13 protein-coding genes are annotated in these 15483 nt (G+C 69.3%); 4 read left to right on the forward strand and 9 right to left on the reverse strand.

The window, feature by feature from the left end; translation table 11 throughout:
- From VN779_RS12280 to VN779_RS12295, 4 genes are all read right to left on the reverse strand, one after another.
- Positions 1–2628: carboxypeptidase regulatory-like domain-containing protein (locus VN779_RS12280; RefSeq protein WP_422653123.1), on the reverse strand; the 2628-nt coding region annotated here is incomplete at its 3' end.
- 220 nt (positions 2629–2848) lie between these two features.
- Complete coding sequence (locus tag VN779_RS26670; protein WP_325722622.1) at positions 2849–3517, reverse strand: DUF6114 domain-containing protein; 669 nt, start codon at positions 3515–3517, stop codon at positions 2849–2851.
- A gap of 1 nt (position 3518) precedes the next feature.
- Positions 3519–4172 (reverse strand): DUF6230 family protein, encoded by a 654-nt coding sequence (locus tag VN779_RS12290; protein ID WP_325722623.1) that lies wholly within the window; start codon positions 4170–4172, stop codon positions 3519–3521.
- Positions 4173–4440: 268 nt separating this feature from the next.
- Positions 4441–5265 (reverse strand): TetR/AcrR family transcriptional regulator, encoded by an 825-nt coding sequence (locus VN779_RS12295; protein ID WP_325722624.1) that lies wholly within the window; start codon positions 5263–5265, stop codon positions 4441–4443.
- Positions 5266–5509: 244 nt separating this feature from the next.
- On the opposite strand from VN779_RS12295, the gene VN779_RS12300 reads away from it, so the two are divergent.
- Positions 5510–6490 carry a hypothetical protein gene (locus VN779_RS12300; protein ID WP_325722625.1) on the forward strand — a complete coding sequence of 327 codons (981 nt, stop codon included), beginning with the start codon at positions 5510–5512 and terminating at the stop codon, positions 6488–6490.
- A gap of 106 nt (positions 6491–6596) precedes the next feature.
- Positions 6597–7253 (forward strand): hypothetical protein, encoded by a 657-nt coding sequence (locus VN779_RS12305; protein WP_325722626.1) that lies wholly within the window; start codon positions 6597–6599, stop codon positions 7251–7253.
- A gap of 157 nt (positions 7254–7410) precedes the next feature.
- Here the strand turns inward: VN779_RS12305 and VN779_RS12310 are convergent, their stop codons facing one another.
- Complete coding sequence (locus tag VN779_RS12310; protein WP_414639653.1) at positions 7411–8688, reverse strand: MFS transporter; 1278 nt, start codon at positions 8686–8688, stop codon at positions 7411–7413.
- Positions 8689–8732: 44 nt separating this feature from the next.
- Positions 8733–10076: a GH1 family beta-glucosidase gene (locus VN779_RS12315; protein ID WP_325722628.1), complete on the reverse strand. Its 1344-nt coding sequence runs from the start codon at positions 10074–10076 to the stop codon at positions 8733–8735.
- Positions 10077–10128: 52 nt separating this feature from the next.
- Between VN779_RS12315 and VN779_RS12320 the strand changes: the two genes are divergently transcribed.
- Positions 10129–10833 (forward strand): TetR/AcrR family transcriptional regulator, encoded by a 705-nt coding sequence (locus VN779_RS12320; protein WP_325722629.1) that lies wholly within the window; start codon positions 10129–10131, stop codon positions 10831–10833.
- Entirely contained in the window at positions 10817–11692 is an 876-nt protein-coding gene (locus VN779_RS12325; RefSeq protein WP_414639652.1) for a pentapeptide repeat-containing protein, read from the forward strand. The genes VN779_RS12320 and VN779_RS12325 overlap by 17 nt, the downstream gene beginning before the upstream one ends.
- A 10-nt stretch (positions 11693–11702) precedes the next feature.
- Here the strand turns inward: VN779_RS12325 and VN779_RS12330 are convergent, their stop codons facing one another.
- The 3 genes from VN779_RS12330 to VN779_RS12340 are packed head-to-tail and all read right to left on the reverse strand — an operon-like array spanning position 11703 to position 15478.
- Positions 11703–12845 carry an NADase-type glycan-binding domain-containing protein gene (locus VN779_RS12330; RefSeq protein ID WP_325722631.1) on the reverse strand — a complete coding sequence of 381 codons (1143 nt, stop codon included), beginning with the start codon at positions 12843–12845 and terminating at the stop codon, positions 11703–11705.
- A complete protein-coding gene (locus tag VN779_RS12335; RefSeq protein WP_325722632.1) occupies positions 12842–13477 on the reverse strand; it encodes a phage tail protein in 636 nt (211 codons plus the stop codon). The genes VN779_RS12330 and VN779_RS12335 overlap by 4 nt, the downstream gene beginning before the upstream one ends.
- Entirely contained in the window at positions 13478–15478 is a 2001-nt protein-coding gene (locus VN779_RS12340) for a putative baseplate assembly protein (protein ID WP_325722633.1), read from the reverse strand.
- Positions 15479–15483: the final 5 nt, after the last annotated feature.

Raw genomic sequence — 15483 nt, forward strand, 5'->3', positions numbered from 1 at the left:
GGCGAGGTCCAGCGTCGCGGGCGCGGTGCCGGTGTTCTTCACGGTGAGCGTCGAGGTGCCGGTGCCGCCCCAGGCCAGCGTCTTGCTGATGCTGCTCGGGGTGACCGTCAGCCGCCCGGCCTTCAGGGCGAAGTCGGCCTCCGCGACGCCTCCATCAGCGACGGTGACCGTCTTGGCGGCCGAGGAGTAGTGCGTCTTGGTCGCGGTGGCAGTCACGCTGCCTGCTGGGGCGAACAACCAGTAGAAGGCTCCTGACAGCGCAGGGTCCTGCGTTACTTCCGAGTTTCCGGTAGCGGACGTGCCGCTCGCGCTGACCGTGACGCCGGGAAGCGCGGCGTGCGTATTCGCATCGGTGACCTGCCCGATCAGTAGCCCGCCAGACACCGGGTCGCAGCTGGCGTTGCCGAGCAGGACATTGTCGAGCTCCCAGAAGTAGGCCCAGGTCCCGGTGTAGTGGAAGCGGGCCTGCACCGCGCTCTTTCCGGCGGCCTGCGGCAGCGGGATGTTCTGGTGCTGCCCGGAGACCGCGTTGGTGGTGAAGTGCCACACGTTCGTCCACGTGGCGCCGCCGTCCACGCTCACATCGACGTCGGCGACCGAGCCGGTGTACGGCTTGTAGTCGGTGTCGAACGACAGCGCCGGGGCGCTGTTCCCGGTCAGGTCGGTGGACGGGGTGGTCAGCGTGGTGTCCTGGCTGTGGCCGGCGCCGTAGTAATCGCTGTCCACGATCGCGAAGCCGCCGCTGCCGCCGGTGAGGTTGCCGCGTGCGCCGGCGTCGGTGAACGCCCAGCCGCCGACGGTGTTCGCCGCATTGGTGACCGTCCAGCCGGCCGGGGTCGAGGCGGAGTCGAACGACGCGAAGGTGCCATTGTTATGCGTGACATAGCCAGGCGCGGTACACGCCGTCGTGTCGACGGGCACTGAGATGTTCTGGGTGACCGCACTGGTGCCCACCACGATCTGCTGATCAGTGGCCTGATAGCCGGGATAGGCGGCCGTCACGTGCAGCGTGTAGGTGGTGTCGACCGGGAGCTGGAGGCTGTACGCGCCAGTCTTCGGGTTCGTGTACACCGGACCGCCAGGCGCGCCGTCCACGGTGATCGCCGCGTAGAGCGGCCAGCCCTTGCCCGAGCCGTCCTTGACCTTGCCGGTCACCGAAGCGCGGGCCACGGCGCCCAGCGCGAAGTCCTCAGTCACGGTCTGCTTGTCGGCTACCGCTACCGAGGACACCGAGGAGCTCGCGTAACCATAGTCGCTCGCGGTAACGGTGTACGTGCCCGGAAGTACCGACACAGAGTACGTGCCATCAGCGGCCGTATTCACCGAATTGCTGCCGACCGCGACCTTCGCTCCGGCGAGCGGCGAGCCAGTGGTCGAATCGGTCACCGTGCCGTGCACCGTGCCGTGCGGGCCGCTGGTGAACGCGGCGACTCCGTTCGGCGTGCCGAGGCCGGTCGGGCCGTCGTAGCCGGTGCCCGCAGTGCACAGATAAGTCGGGGTGCAGGTTCCGTTCGAGCCGGTCGTCACGTCATTGAGTGACGTCGCGGCCGCGTACGGGTAAGAATTCGGATACGTCCCGCTCGCTGGCGCGCCCGCGTCGGCATATACGGCCGCGATGATGGGGGAGGAAGCGCTGGTTCCGCCGAAGACGCCCCAACCGGCCGCCTGATAGCTGTCGTAGACCGCGACACCGGTAACCGGGTCCGCGTCAGCGGCGACGTCGGCCACCGAACGCATCGCGCAGCCGGAGTCCTTCTGGAACGCCGGCTTCGGCTCGTAGAGCGAGCAGCCCGATCCGGGGCCGCCGTAGCTGTTGTTCCACACCGACTCGGACCAGCCGCGCGTGCTGGAGTCCTTGACCAGCGACGTGCCGCCGACCGAGGTCACGTACTGCGACGCCGCCGGATAGGAGACCCCGTACGCGCCGTCACCCGAGCTGGCTACCACGGCCACGCCCGGGTGGTTGTAGTACGCGTCGAGCGTGGTCAGCTCGGACGGGTCCTCGCCGCTGCCCGGCGTTGCGGAGTAGTCGCTGCCGTACGAGTTGGACACGTACTGAGCGCCGAGTGCGACGGCCTCGTCCACGGCCGCGCCGAGATCGGGGTCGGCCGGGGAGTTGGCCTCGACCAGCAGGATGTGCGCGGCGGGCGCGACCGCCGAGACCATGTCCAGGTCCAGCGAGATCTCACCGGACCAGTCCGCGTTGGGGGTCGGATAGGCGGTGCCGCCGGTCTGGTCGACCTTGCTGAAGCAGCCGTTCGCGGTGGTGCACGCGGGAAGGCCGTATTGCGCGCGGTAAAGGGAGAGGTCTGATTCGGCGTTCGGGTCGTCGTAGGCGTCGACGATGGCGATCGTGGCCCCCGCGCCGCCCCCGGCCGGCAGGCTGTAGGCGCCGGCCAGGTCGGCCGGGCCGAACCCGGCCGGAGTCGCGTTCGGCACCAGTCCCTTGGTGCCCTTCACGTCGGTGCGGCGCAGCGCGAAGCAGGTGAACTGGCCCTTCTTCGCCGGCGCGCACACCGGTTTGACGGTGGCGGTCGGCTTCGACTTGGCGCTCTTGCCGGTGGTGACGGCGGCCTGGGCGGGAAGCGCGGCGGACAGCGAGGTCAGCGCCAGCGCGGCGACGGTCAGGGAGCTGATCGAAAGCAGCCTGCGTGATCTGGAACGGCGAGGTGAAGTGCGTAGCCCGAATGTTCGCACCGTGGTGCTCCAAGCTCTCTTGTGGAGTGCCAGACTTGACCACGGGTTGTGGCCATGTCTGGACTCTTAGCCTCCGCGAGCTTGGAAGTACACGTTAAGGCAGTGGCGTATTCACGCCAGGGGCGTGGTTGGTGCGCCAGCCGGTTCCCGATCACACCCGTGCCGGATCAGCTTTCTTCTTCGATTTCGCCTTTCGCTGCTTCGCCGGGCGGCTGCCGGCCCGCGGTGACCAGCCGAAGGCGAGCGAGCCGCCGAGTACACCGAGCAGCATGCCGATCAGGAAGCCGCCGAGGTTCGCGGTGAGCCACGTACCCAGCGACAGCAGCACGGAGAGCACGGAGTAGAAGGTGCGCTGCGCCGGGGCGAACCACAGCAGCAGCCCGCAAAGGATCATCATCGCGGGCAGCAGATACCCGGCCAGACCCTGCGGTCCGACGTGCAGCACCACGCCGAGCGGGGCCTTCTCGGTGAAGAGGATCTCCACTGCGCCGAGTGTGATCAGCAGTCCGCCCCAGAAGGGACGGGTGCGCCGCCAGTGCCGGAACGCGATCCTGGCTCGATGCGGCCGCGAGCCGGCCGCGGGCTGTTGCGCGCACGCGCCGGGCAGGGCGGCTCCGTCAGGGTGCTGTGTTCCAGTCGCGGCGTGTGACGCGGGCGGTCCGGAGATCGCCCCCTCCCACCACGCGCCTTCGGCGGGAGCAGCACTCTGATTGGTGCCGGCGCCCTGTAGCGGCGAGTCTTCCTGCCCTGATTCGTTGGATGCGGGCACCCCCGCCGGGTCGAACCCGGCGGGGGTCTCGCCTGAAGCGGACGGGGTCACGTCAGCAGCCGTTGCTCTGGAAGCTCATGCTCAGGCCCGGCAGGCTGAACGATCCGGCCGTGGTGGCGTAGTTGTCCTGGTTAAGGTGGTCGATGTCGACCGTCTTGGCCTGCTGGCCGAAGTCGCCCAAGAGCTCGGGCGGAGCGGCGATGCCGGGCACGTCGTTGAGCGTCGTGGCGTCGTTGCCGACCTCAAGGGTGTTGAAGGTCGCGTCGCCGGACAGCGAGTCGGAGTCGACCACGAGATCCGTGCCGGTCACCGGGGTGCTGCCCCGGCCCGCGCGCAGCACCAGGTTGATCGCGCCGAGGTTGACGCTCTGGCAGAAGTTGGTCAGCGTCGCGTGGTGGATCGCCGAGACGACCACGGTGACCTGACCGCCGGTGTCGGTCAGGTTCGGGCTGTTGGGGGCGGTGTTGTCTATTGCCCCCCACTGCTCGAAGCCGTCGCCGTGCAGGTGATCTGCGGTCACCGTGAACGCGATGCCTGAGATGGAGAACTGGGCCGCGAGCACGCCCTGAGCGGTGAGCGCGACCAGCGCGCCGCCGGCCAGAGTAGCCGGGATCATCAGCGCCGCGAAGCGCTTGAGGCGCACCCGGCCCTGCGAGGCGTCCTCGGTCGGATCCGGTGTGGGTATTTCGGGTTCAGCGGTGGCCATGGACGGCTCCCTTTGTTCGCACGTCGTCGGGCGGATTGTGGAACGCTGCGCGGCGCGGGTCGGTCGGTGGGACGTGTCGCAAAACGGTGGGTCAGCCGGCTGCGCGGCGCGGCGGGACTCGAAGCACAGAGTGTTGCGATACGGCGGTACGGACTTCGTGGTTGGTTTCGTTTCATCACCCCGCACCGCTCGAACGTGTGAGCTGCTCATGTTCGAGTGGTGACCGGCTGAAGTTACCGCCGGGTACGGCGCTGGTCAAGCTGTTCGGTCAGGGAACTGCTTTGTGGATCTTCGAGAGCTGAGGTGCGCACGGCGCGACCGCGCGCGCCGCGGGTGGTGTGGCCCCGGTATCGGCCGCGCCGGTGTGCTGCGGGCCGAGGAACGGGGTGAACAGGAAGTGCGCGAGTACCGGAAGCAGTTCGGGCAAGCCGGCCTCCCGGCCCGCCGCGACCTCACGGTAGATCGTCGAGTACACCCCGCCGACGAGCGTGTCGACCAGGGTCTGCCGATACGCGGGATCAGGCAGGCCGACCGGCTCCGGGGCCTCGGCGAAGAAGCGGCCGAAGCGGGCCAGCAGTTCGGCGCGCTGGAGCCGGCCCGGCGGCCCGACCGCCTCGATCTCCACCACTGCCATCCGGGCGAAGGCCGGCACGCTCGCCAGCACCTCGAGCAGCACTCGAAGCCCGGCGAGAGTCGCCTCTCGCCAGCCCTCGCGCTGCTCATAGGCGTGTTCCATCATCCGGAACATAACATCGGTGCCGTGCCGATAGGTGGCCAGGAAGGCATCTTGCTTGCCGTCGAAGTGCACGTAGAAGGCCGGCCTGGTCACTCCGGCTGCCCGGCAGATGTCGGTCACCGAGGCGTCGGCGTATCCGTGCTGTGCGACGGTGTGTACGAGCCCGTCATAGAGCCGGTCCCGCTGGGTAGCGGCCACCTGCTCCGGCGACAGGCGGCTGGGACCGCGCTTGATCGCCCGCTCGGGATCCCGGCCGTGCCTGGCGCCCGGCAAGGGCGCGCTGAGCGGTGATGCGGTGGCCAGAGTGACTGAGGGGACTGACGGGCCCAGCGGTGGGGCATCGATCTTGGCAGACATCTGCTTCCCCTCCGCCCTTGACGATGAGACCTCGTCAGGATTATAACTCCCGAAGGTTTCGTTTCCAGCCTGTGTCGCAAAAACTATTCAGGGCTCTGCGGCGGCGCCGAGGTCTGCGGCCATCACGCCCCTGAGAGCCCGTTCGCACTCAACGCATCCTTTCACCTGCCCGCGGCGTCGGGCTAACGCCTGCCCGCGTCGCGGCGCCACCCACCCTCATCCCCTATCGGGAGTGCGCCGAGCCATGAGTACCCTGTCACCCGTCCCCGCGACTTCAGGCGCGCCAGTCGCGCCGTCCGGCTCCCGCCGGAGCAGAAGGCTGCGAACCGCCGCCGCCACGCTCGGCGCCGGATCGCTGATCGCCGCACTCGGCGCCGCGCCGGCCTCGGCCGCGTCCGCGCCCACCGGCCCCTATGCCGGCATGGGCACCTGCCCGCTGTCCAGCGCCTCGTTGCAGGACTCGAACAACGGCGCGGTCGGCTGCGTCGTGGCCGTGGTCAACGGCGGCAGCTTCACCATCGGCAGCCACGTGGTCACCATCCCGGCCAGTTCGCCGATCACTACCACTTTCGGGGTCTATTGGCCCAACAACGGCCCGACCGTCTCCTTCCCCGACGGCAACTCCTCGGAGATCTTCTCCACCGTCGCGCCCACCGACGGCAAGGAGCTGACCGCGGCGCCGCTGGACGTGCCGATCCCCGGCATCTCCAACTTCTGGCCCGGGGTCACCAGCGCCATCACCCAGATCGAGCTGGCCGGGCCGATCACCAACTTCGCACCGCTGGCGGCCGGGGAGTCCTACCCGGTGTTCAAGCTGCCGATCAAGCTGCACCTGGAGAACGCCTTCCTCGGCCCGAACTGCTACGTCGGTTCGAACAGCGCCCCGATCGTGCTCCAGCCGACCACCGGCACCACCAACCCGCCGCCGCCGAACAAGCCGATCACCGGCGACCCCGGCACCATCAACTTCGGCAACGACCCCAACGGCTTCGGCGACGCGATCGTCGGCTTCACCGGCGCGACCCTCGTGGACAACGCGCTGTCCACCCCGGGAGCCAGCGGCTGCGGCCCGTTCGGCACCTTCAACTGGATCGTCAACCTGCTCTTCGGCCTGCCCTCGGCGGCCGGGAACAACACGGTGACCTTCAGCGGCGTCAACACCACGCTCGCCGTGGACAGCGACATCAATGACCTGACCAGCGCGATCACCGCGTCGGAGAAGTAAGAGCTCGAACGCCCTGGCTTTGTTCACAGCGTTCGAACACAGAGTTCGACCACAGAGTTCAACCAACCAGCAGTACACCCTCATACACGCAAAGGAGCGTGCGCACATGCGCAAATACCTAGGTCTGGGTGCCGCGGCCGCATTGGGCCTCGTCACGGCCTTCACGGCCGTGCCGGCCGCCAACGCGGACAGCGTCGCCGTGCTGACCACCGGCAGCGCCGGCGGGGCGAACGTGACGGTCGGCGACACCCTGCAGGCCGGCCTGTCCAGCGGCACGACCTCCAGCTTCCTCGACGCCAACGGCAAGGGCGTGACCTGCACCGCGGCCAACTTCGCGGCCTCGGTCACGGACAACCCGGCGGCGCCCGGCGTCGCGTCGGAGTCCATCACGGCCCTCGGCTTCAGCGGCTGCACCAGCAACATCTCCGGCGTGAAGAGCGTGAAGAGCATCACCATCGACAACCTGCCGTACTCGGCGACCGTCGATGACTCCACCGACTCGATCACCATCAGCAGCTCGGTGCACGCGACCATCTCGCTCGGCCTGGTCATCGGCAGCGCGACGTGTAAGTACAGCGGTCCGTCGACCGGTGTCGCCGGCTCGGTCTCGCTGACGGACGGCTCGCTGTCCTTCGTCAACCAGACCTTCACTCGGGACACCGGCTCGTGGGCCGGCTGCCCGTCGCCGGAGAGCTTCAACGCCGACTTCGGCCCGGTGCTGGACACCTCGGTGGCCGGCAGCCCGTCAGTGTTCCTGAACTAGCTCCGGCTCGGCTAGCACAGGTGAGCAGTGTGCTAGTGAACTCGTGCATGGCAGTGCGGATCGAGGGTTGAAGTAGGTGCTCTGATCTACGACGTCGTTGGGGAACGGTGTCGTAGATCAGAGCTTTACTTTTGCCGCGGTTCGCGCATCGCGTTTGTCAGTCCACCGTGCGAATCCGCCGGACCAGCACCGATCCGGCGATAGTGACGACCGCGACGACTACATAGAGCGTCGAGTAGCCGCCGAGATAGGTGACGATCGGTGCGGCCAGCGCGGGACCGAGCACCTGCGGCGCGGAGTTGGCGATGTTGATGATGCCGAGATCCTTCGCGCGGTCCTGCGCCGTCGGCAGCACCTGCGTGATGAGCGCCTGGTCCACGGACAGGTACACGCCGAACCCGAGGCCGAGTATGGCCGCCGCGATGAGCGCGCCGTTCCACGTCGGCCAGATCGCCAGCAGGGTCGCGGCGCCGGCCATGACGTACCCTGACACAATCACCGAGGGCTTACGCCGGCCACTGCGGTCGGAGATGACGCCGCCGACCACGACGGTGAGCACTGTGGTGACCGTGTAGACGAGGATGAGGACCAGCAGGCCGTCTTCCGCCTTGTGGCCGGGGAAGTGCTGCGCGTAGTGCACCTTGTCGCGCAGGAAGTACAGCAGGTACAGCGTCGCGAGCGCGTTGCCCAACTGCACCAGGAACCTGGTCGCCCAGGCCCAGGCGAAATCCGGGTTCTGTTTCGGGCTGAACCGGAACGAGCCGAGCAGTGAGCGCGCCGAGAAGTGCGGCAGTTCCTCGCGCGGCACCTGCGGATCCGGCCCGCGCAGCAACAGCGGGACCGCGGTCAGCACGACGATCGCGCCGGTGAATACGTATCCGGATATGGTTCCGGTGACCAGCGCCGTCACGGCCAGAACGCCGATCACGACTCCGATCGACTGCGTCAACCCGATCCATCCAGAGACCACGCCGCGCTGACGCACCGGAACCCGGTCCGGAATCAGTGCGCTAATACCAGCCTGCAGGGCGTTGAGTCCCGCCTGCGCCAGGCACCAGCCGAGCGTCACGCCCAGGAGCGTGCGCTGGCCGGAAAGCAAGGCCAGGCCGGCGAATCCGAGCAGCGCGCCGCCGGCGATCCACGGCCTGCGCCTGCCGTACCGCGATCCGGTCGCGTCGGACAGCGCCCCGGCGATCGGCCCGACCACGACCGCGACCAGAGCGCCGAACGCGGTCGCGATGCCCAGGTACGTGGTCTTCCTCGCGTCGTTGATGTCCTGCATCTGGTTCGGCAGCAGCACCTGGAGCGGCGCGAAGTAGCCGATCCACAGGCCCAGGTTGGCCAGCGAGAGCAGCGCGGTCCAGCGGTTGGTGACCCTGGCGAAAGGGGCAGCGCCGGACGCGGACGTGTCGCTGCTTTCAGAGAGCCCTGATATGCCGGGCGTGGCCGGCGATTCTGGCGCCGTACCCTCCCACGTGGTCACCGCTGGGCCGCGATCTCGTCGCGTAGCCAGTAGAACGAGTCCTTCGGCGCACGGCGCTGGGTGGGGTAGTCGACGTATACGAGGCCGAAACGCTGGCTGTAGCCCTCGGCCCACTCGAAGTTGTCGATCAGCGACCACGTCAGGTACCCGCGCACGTCGACCCCGGCCGCCATCGCCTCACGCAGCGCACCGAGGTGCCCGGTGAGGAAGTCGATCCGCTCGGTGTCGTGCACGCGGCCGTCGTTGGTTAGCACGTCGCTAGTTGAGCAGCCGTTCTCGGTGATGTAAATCGGCGGCAGCGCGGAACCGTAACGGCTGCGCAGGCCGACCAGCAGTTCCCGCAGGCCGTCTGGCACGACCGGCCAGCCAAAGGCCGTGGTCGGCACGCCCTCGATCTCGTTGAGCGTGAACGGCAATCCGTCGTTGCCGGTCGGATCGGCGTATTCCACGACACTTGGCGTGTAGTAGTTGATCCCCAGCCCTTCCAACGGGGCGTGGATCAGCTTGAGGTCGTCATCCTCGACGAACGAGGGGTATGCCTCTGGCCCCAGGGCGCTGAGGTCCGGATAGGTGCCGAGTAGCACCGGATCGTTGAACAGCCGGTTGTGCAGCGCGTCATAGATGGCGGCCGCGGCGAGGTCGTGCTCCGCTTCACTCGCGGGCCGTACCGGAGTGCAGTTGTTGGAGATAAGGACGCCCAGACCGCGATCGTGCAATTCTCCGGCGGCGAGGCCGTGCGCGAGTAGCTGATGGTGCGCGACCGGAAGCGCGTCCAGGCCGAGCGTACGGCCGGGTGCGTGCATGCCGAGCGCGTAGCCGAGCGTCATGTGGATGAACGGTTCGTTCAACGTGATCCAGAGTTTGACCCGGTCGCCGAGCCGATCCGCGACCAGCGCAGCGTATTGCGCGAACTGGTACGCGGTCTGCCGATTGAGCCAACCGCCCTCGTCCTCAAGCGGTTGTGGCAGGTCCCAGTGGAAGAGCGTGGGCAGCGGCGTGATCCCGCGCTCGCCGAGCGCGTCCACGAGCCGATCATAAAAATCCAGGCCGCGGGGGTTCGCTGGTCCGCTGCCGCTAGGCTGGATGCGTGGCCAGGCTATGGAGAACCGATAGGCGTTCGCGCCCAGTTCGGTCAGCAGCGCCACATCCTCGGGCCAGCGGTGGTAGTGGTCGGCCGCCACATCCCCGGTGTCACCTTCCTTCGTGCGGCCCTCAAGGTGGGAGAAGGTGTCCCAGATGGATGGGCCGCGCCCATCCTCCGCGACGGCCCCCTCGATCTGGTAGGCGGCGGTGGACGCTCCCCACAGGAAGCCTTCCGGGAACCGCGGTAGCGATGACATCAAACACCCTTCTAATGTGAGTGGCGCTCATGTTAGAGAAGGAAGTAGCCCCATGCCAGAGGTCACAGCAGCCCCGAAAGCGCCCCCGCCCGCGGCCGGCGGCGCGCCGGACGTCGGTCCCGTGCGCCGCCGGCCGGTGCAGCGCCGCAGCCTGGAGCGCTTCGAGCGGATGCTGGACGCCTGCGCGCAACTGCTCGACGAGGTCGGGTACGACGAGCTGACCACCAGCCAGGTGGCCAAGCGCGCCCGGGTGCCGATCGGCACGCTCTACCAGTTCTTCGACGGCAAGCAGGCGCTCGCCCGAGCGCTCGCGCGGCGCAACCTCGACCTGTTCCTCGAGCGGCTGCACGCGCGGTTCGCCGCCGCTGGTGCGGTCGGGACGTGGGCGGACGCGGCCTCGGTGGTCGTCGCCGAGTTCGTGGCGATGAAGCGGGACGTGCCCGGTTTCGCGGTGGTCGACTTCGGCGACGCGCGGGCCGGCAAGGAGTTCTTGCTCGACGCCGACCGCGAGGTCGAGAACAACTGGCTGGTCGCCGAACGGCTCAAGCAGTTGGGTGTGGAGGATCTCGGGCTGGAGGACGGCCCGGACGTCGACCGGGCGTTGCTCGTAGCGGTCGAGGGCGCGGACAGCGTGCTGCGCCTGGCCTTCCGCTACAGCCGCGACGGCGACCCGGCGCTGATCGCCGAGGCCGACCTGCTGCTGCGCGGCTACCTCAGCACCCGGCTGCCCGGCCCGTCGAATGAGGCGGGTCACTAGCGTGCGCACGACGGCGGCGGACGACGAGCGCGCTCGGCTGGGCCTGCGCGCGGACTGCGCCAACTGCTTCGCGCTGTGCTGCGTGGCACTGAACTTCACCAAATCGGCCGACTTCGCGCTCGACAAGCCGGCTGGGCTGCCCTGCGTGAACTTGCGCGACGACGACCGCTGCGGCATGCACACGCACCTGCGCGAGCGCGGCTTCTCCGGCTGCACCGTCTTCGACTGCTTCGGAGCGGGCCAGAAGGTCTCCCAGGTCACCTTTCACGCAGTCAGCTGGCGTCAGGATCCGGATATCGCGCGCCAGCAGCTCACCGTCTTCCCGGTGATGCGACAGCTGCACGAACTGCTCTGGTACCTCACGGACGCGCTCGCGCTGCCGGCCGCCAAGCCCGTCCACGCCGAACTGCGCCGTGCGCTCGCGCAGATCGATCAGCTCACTCGCCGCGACGCGCAGACGTTTTCGGGCCTGGACGTCACGGCGCTGCGTGGGCGAATCAATGTTCTGCTTACCCGTGCCAGCGAACTGGCCCGCGCTGAGGCTCCAGGGCGCAATCGCAACCACCGGGGTGCTGATTTGATTGGCGCGCGGCTTGCCGGAGCCGATCTGCGCGGCGCGAACCTGCGCGGCGCGCTGCTGATCGCGGCCGATCTGAGCGGAGCCGACCTGCGGCTGGCCGACGTCATCGGCGCGGACCTGCGTGACGCCGCCCTTCGCGGAGCGGACCTGCGCGGGTGCCTGTTCTTGACGCAGGCGCAGCTCGACTCCGCGAAGGGTGACGCCGAGACCAAGCTGGGCGCCGGTTTCACGCGCCCGGCGCACTGGCGGTCGCCGGACGCGTCGTTCAACCACGGCTGAGCGGCCGCGCTCAGCTCGACTTGACGAAGAACTCCAGGTCACGGATCGCCAGGTCGTGCTGCTTCTGGCCGGCGTAGGCGTCCTTGACGGTGATGGTCACGGTGGTCACCTTCCGCAGCGTGGCCCCGCGGCTCTGGAAGTCCGCCGAGTCGTCGAAGGTCAGCGTTTCCGGTGAAGCGCCCGCGGCCGTCACCACCAGCTCGTGCGGCCGGGCGAAGGCGCGGAAGTTCTGCGCGTCCGCGCCGGACAGGATGCCGATCTGGTCGATGTCCACCGGGGCGGAGAACGTGATCGTCACGGCCTCACCGGTTCCGTCAGGGTGCTTAGACGTGGCCCAGTAGGTGTTGTTGAGTCCGTCGATCGCCAGCGCCGCGCCGTGATCCTTCTGCGAGACCGCCGACGCGCCGACCGGCGTGACGTTGACATAGTGCTGATTCACGCGCGCCTTGGCCTTGCCGAGCAGCGTGTTGACCTCGTTCGTCACCCACGTGCGCGCCGGGCCGAGCCCGATGCCCGCGAGCCCCGCGATGACCAGGATCGGCGCGAGCCTGCCGAGCTTGAGGTGCCTTGGCAGGCGCACCCGCCGCTTACCCGGCTGTCCGGAGCTCGCGCCGTGATGGTCGCGGAATCCGGTCGGCCGCTCGCCCGCGGCGAACTCGCGGCGGCGGCCGGTGAGCCGATCGATCAGCCGCCGCCACCAGCCGCGCCGCGCCTGCGCCGCGAGCGTGGGCAGTTGCAGCATCGCGCCGCAGGAACGGCAGAACCGCCGATCCTGCGGATTGCGCACGCCGCAGGCCTGGCAGAACGGGCCGTTGTATTCGGGCTCTGACTGAACCGGCACCGGGTCGGCCCGCCGTGCCTCGACGGCGGGCGTCCAGCCCGGCGCGACTGCGCCCTGCCCGATGCCGCCTTGCCCGGTACCGCCTTGAGCAATACCGCCCTGGAACACACCTGCCTGCGGCTCGACCTGGCTCACGCCCGCAGTCGCGGTGGCCGGTATCGGCGGCACGGTTTGGCCGGTCGGCGCGCCTTGCACCGTCGGCAGTACCTGCGTTTCGACGCGCTCGCCGGACCAGTCGAGCAGCGCCCCGCAGGAGGAGCAGAAACCGTCGCGCGAGGGCGCGCTGTTCCCGCATTCCCGACACAGAATCATGATTCGCCTCCGTAGGTTCTCGCCCCCGGCGGACGGGCCCGGCGCGGCCGGGGCGTGTCCCCGGCCTCCACCACGTCCACCGCGATTGCGCAATGCACTCCCGCGACCGCCTCGATCGCGGCGCGCACGGATTCCCTGACCTTCTGCGACGCTTGCGCCGCATCGGGCACCGCGACCCGCACCCGGGCGGTGACCTGCGGCCAGTCGCCGGCCACCGCGCCCGCGGCCGCGGACCATCTCGTCCCGCCCGGATCGTCCAACTGCACTTGCTCGACCGGCACGCCGGCCGCCCGCGCCGCGGCTTCGCGCACGCCCAGCGGCGTTCCGCGCCGCGTGTGATCCCGCACCGCCGAGGCGACCTGCGCGCGTTCGAGGTCTGATCCCTGTCTGACTGATCCCTGATAGCCGACCAGGTCGGCGAGCCAGGGCAGGAAGTCGGCGGGAGCGAGGTACGGATCCAGGTAGGCGTCGAAGCAGTCCACTGCGGTCACCAGCGGCGCGACCAGATCGTCGAAGGCCGCGCACAGCTGCATGAACAGGGGGTCCTCTTGGTACACCGCCGGGATCGCCTGGCGCAGCGCGGCGGCGATGCCCAGTACCTCCGGCTCTTCGTTGCTGATCAGACCTCTCATTCAGCTCACCCGCACCTGGTGGTCGTAAGAGAACGGCAGCATGTCCGGGCCCAGTTCGATCGCCGGGACCGCTTCGCCGCGCGCACCGGTCGTCGGATCGGCCGGGTAGAGCCGCGCCTCCTCGACGTAATCCGCGCCGGGCACCGAGGCCAGCGCCGCGTGCACGTCGCCGAGCGTCACCGCACGGCCGAACGGCCAGCCGGCCCCGTCCGGGCCGCCGTCGCGCGGATGCAGCCAGCGGTAAAGCGCGGCGAGCGCCGCGGTGCGCACCTCGTCGAGGTCTTCAGTGCGCCGCGAGCGCAGCCGGACCGCCGCGGTCACGCCCTGATAGCGCGGCGGCTCGACCGCGATCCGGACACCGACCAAGCGCCGCTCCTCGAGCGCCGCCGCGATCGTGGCCATAGTCGGCTCGTCCGGAGTGAGCGCGTCGAACGGGATGCGACCTGATCCATACCCTGATACATCTGGCACGACGAGCACATGCACCGGCTCGTCAGACCCAGCCGGCGGAACGCAGCGCACGCGCGCGGCGCCCGACACCGCCATTGTCGCAATAGCCTCATAATCCTCGGCGGTCACCGCGCGGTCCTGGCCGCGCAGCGCTCGCGCGGCGCGCACCTTCGCTTCGGCGACCGTTTCGCCATCGTGGCCGCCGCGAGCGGGCTGCCGATTCGTCACCGAGGACACGTACGGGATCGCCGACCGCATCACGGTCAGCCGGCCCGCCCCGACGTTCCCGACCGCGCCGCCGCCGGTCCAATACTCGCGGAGCCTGACCGTCGAGCCCTCCGGCGGCACCTTGCCATGGCACCGCACGCTGCCGTCCCCGAGCCGCACCGCAGGTCCGAAGTCGATCTCACCGGTCATCGGGTCGAGCGTGAAGTGCCGGTCATCCCGGTCGCTGGCCGCGAAGTCGGTGACCTGGTGCCACTGCTGCCAGCCTTCCTCCCCGGAGACCTCGACGACCGCCGGCTCGGTGCTGGGCAGAACGGGGGCGTGGTGCAGCCGGAAGCGTTGCCCGGCCGCGCCTTCGGCGGTGCCGAGCACGTCGTCGCTGATGTGCTCGGCGTGGATCGCGGCGACGGTCCCGCCCACACAGTCCGCGGTGAGCTTGGTGAGCATGGGAGTCCTGCTGTACGCGGGAACGTTCGCCTCCGGCGTGGTCACGACGGCGCGCAGCCAGGCCGCACGCACCCCGTTGATCAGGCAATGCGTGTGTTGCGGCGGCAAATGCAACAGGATCTCGCCCGGCCGGTTCAGGCCACCGGTGGTGTCCCGCTCGACCTCGCAGCGCGCCCAGCCAGAGCTCTGATACGCCTCCCAATACAGCGGCGGGTGGTCCGGGTCCACGCCGATGCCCTCGATCTTGCTGTCCGTGCGCAGCGAGACCAGGCACGAGGGCGCCGCGTCGGAAAGCCCTATGTACAGCCGATCGCCGGGCTGCGGCACCGGGGAGAAACAGGCGGCTGGTTCGCCTTGGCGCATCAGTGGTCGAAGATCCCGTAGGTTGTCGGCGTTGCGGGCCGGATCGCCCGCGCCCGCTTCGCCCGGCGCGCCGGCTGCCGCCGCGCTGCCCACGGCAGGCGCCGCGCGCAGTTCGATCAAGCTCACCGGCACGATGTTCAGCGGCGCGAGCGTCGCGAAGCCGATCGGTTCCTCGCCGGGAACGCGCGGCGTGCCCACCCGATGCCCGGCCGGGACGGTGACCACATCGGGGCGCGGCGCGGACAGCTTGAAGGTCAGCTCGGCGCGCGCCGCGCTCGGTGGCCTGCGGGTGATGCCGAGCAGGTCGAGGAACTTGCGGTGGTGCCGCTCAGGGACCTGATTGAGCCGGAAGGCGAGCTGGTCGGCGATGGTGGCCACGGCTTCGATCAGCGTGATGCCAGGGTCGTGCACATTGTGGTCGCTCCAGGCCGGCACGCGCCGGCGCACCAGGCGCTTGGCGTCGTCCACGAAATCCTGGAAGCGGCGGTCGTCCAGATCGGGCGCGGGCAGCGGCATCGCGG

The organism is Actinocrinis sp., from assembly GCF_035605935.1.
In the GTDB taxonomy this organism is placed as follows: domain Bacteria; phylum Actinomycetota; class Actinomycetes; order Streptomycetales; family Catenulisporaceae; genus Actinocrinis.

Bases quoted from the DNA above. Each gene is read 5' to 3' on its own strand.
- VN779_RS12290 (WP_325722623.1), bottom strand. From the start codon at position 4,172: ATGGCCACCGCTGAACCCGAAATACCCACACCGGATCCGACCGAGGAC.
- VN779_RS12295 (WP_325722624.1), bottom strand. From the start codon at position 5,265: ATGTCTGCCAAGATCGATGCCCCACCGCTGGGCCCGTCAGTCCCCTCA.
- VN779_RS12300 (WP_325722625.1), top strand. From the start codon at position 5,510: ATGAGTACCCTGTCACCCGTCCCCGCGACTTCAGGCGCGCCAGTCGCG.
- VN779_RS12305 (WP_325722626.1), top strand. From the start codon at position 6,597: ATGCGCAAATACCTAGGTCTGGGTGCCGCGGCCGCATTGGGCCTCGTC.
- VN779_RS12315 (WP_325722628.1), bottom strand. From the start codon at position 10,076: ATGTCATCGCTACCGCGGTTCCCGGAAGGCTTCCTGTGGGGAGCGTCC.
- VN779_RS12320 (WP_325722629.1), top strand. From the start codon at position 10,129: ATGCCAGAGGTCACAGCAGCCCCGAAAGCGCCCCCGCCCGCGGCCGGC.
- VN779_RS12325 (WP_414639652.1), top strand. From the start codon at position 10,817: ATGAGGCGGGTCACTAGCGTGCGCACGACGGCGGCGGACGACGAGCGC.
- VN779_RS12330 (WP_325722631.1), bottom strand. From the start codon at position 12,845: ATGATTCTGTGTCGGGAATGCGGGAACAGCGCGCCCTCGCGCGACGGT.
- VN779_RS12335 (WP_325722632.1), bottom strand. From the start codon at position 13,477: ATGAGAGGTCTGATCAGCAACGAAGAGCCGGAGGTACTGGGCATCGCC.
- VN779_RS12340 (WP_325722633.1), bottom strand. From the start codon at position 15,478: ATGCCGCTGCCCGCGCCCGATCTGGACGACCGCCGCTTCCAGGATTTC.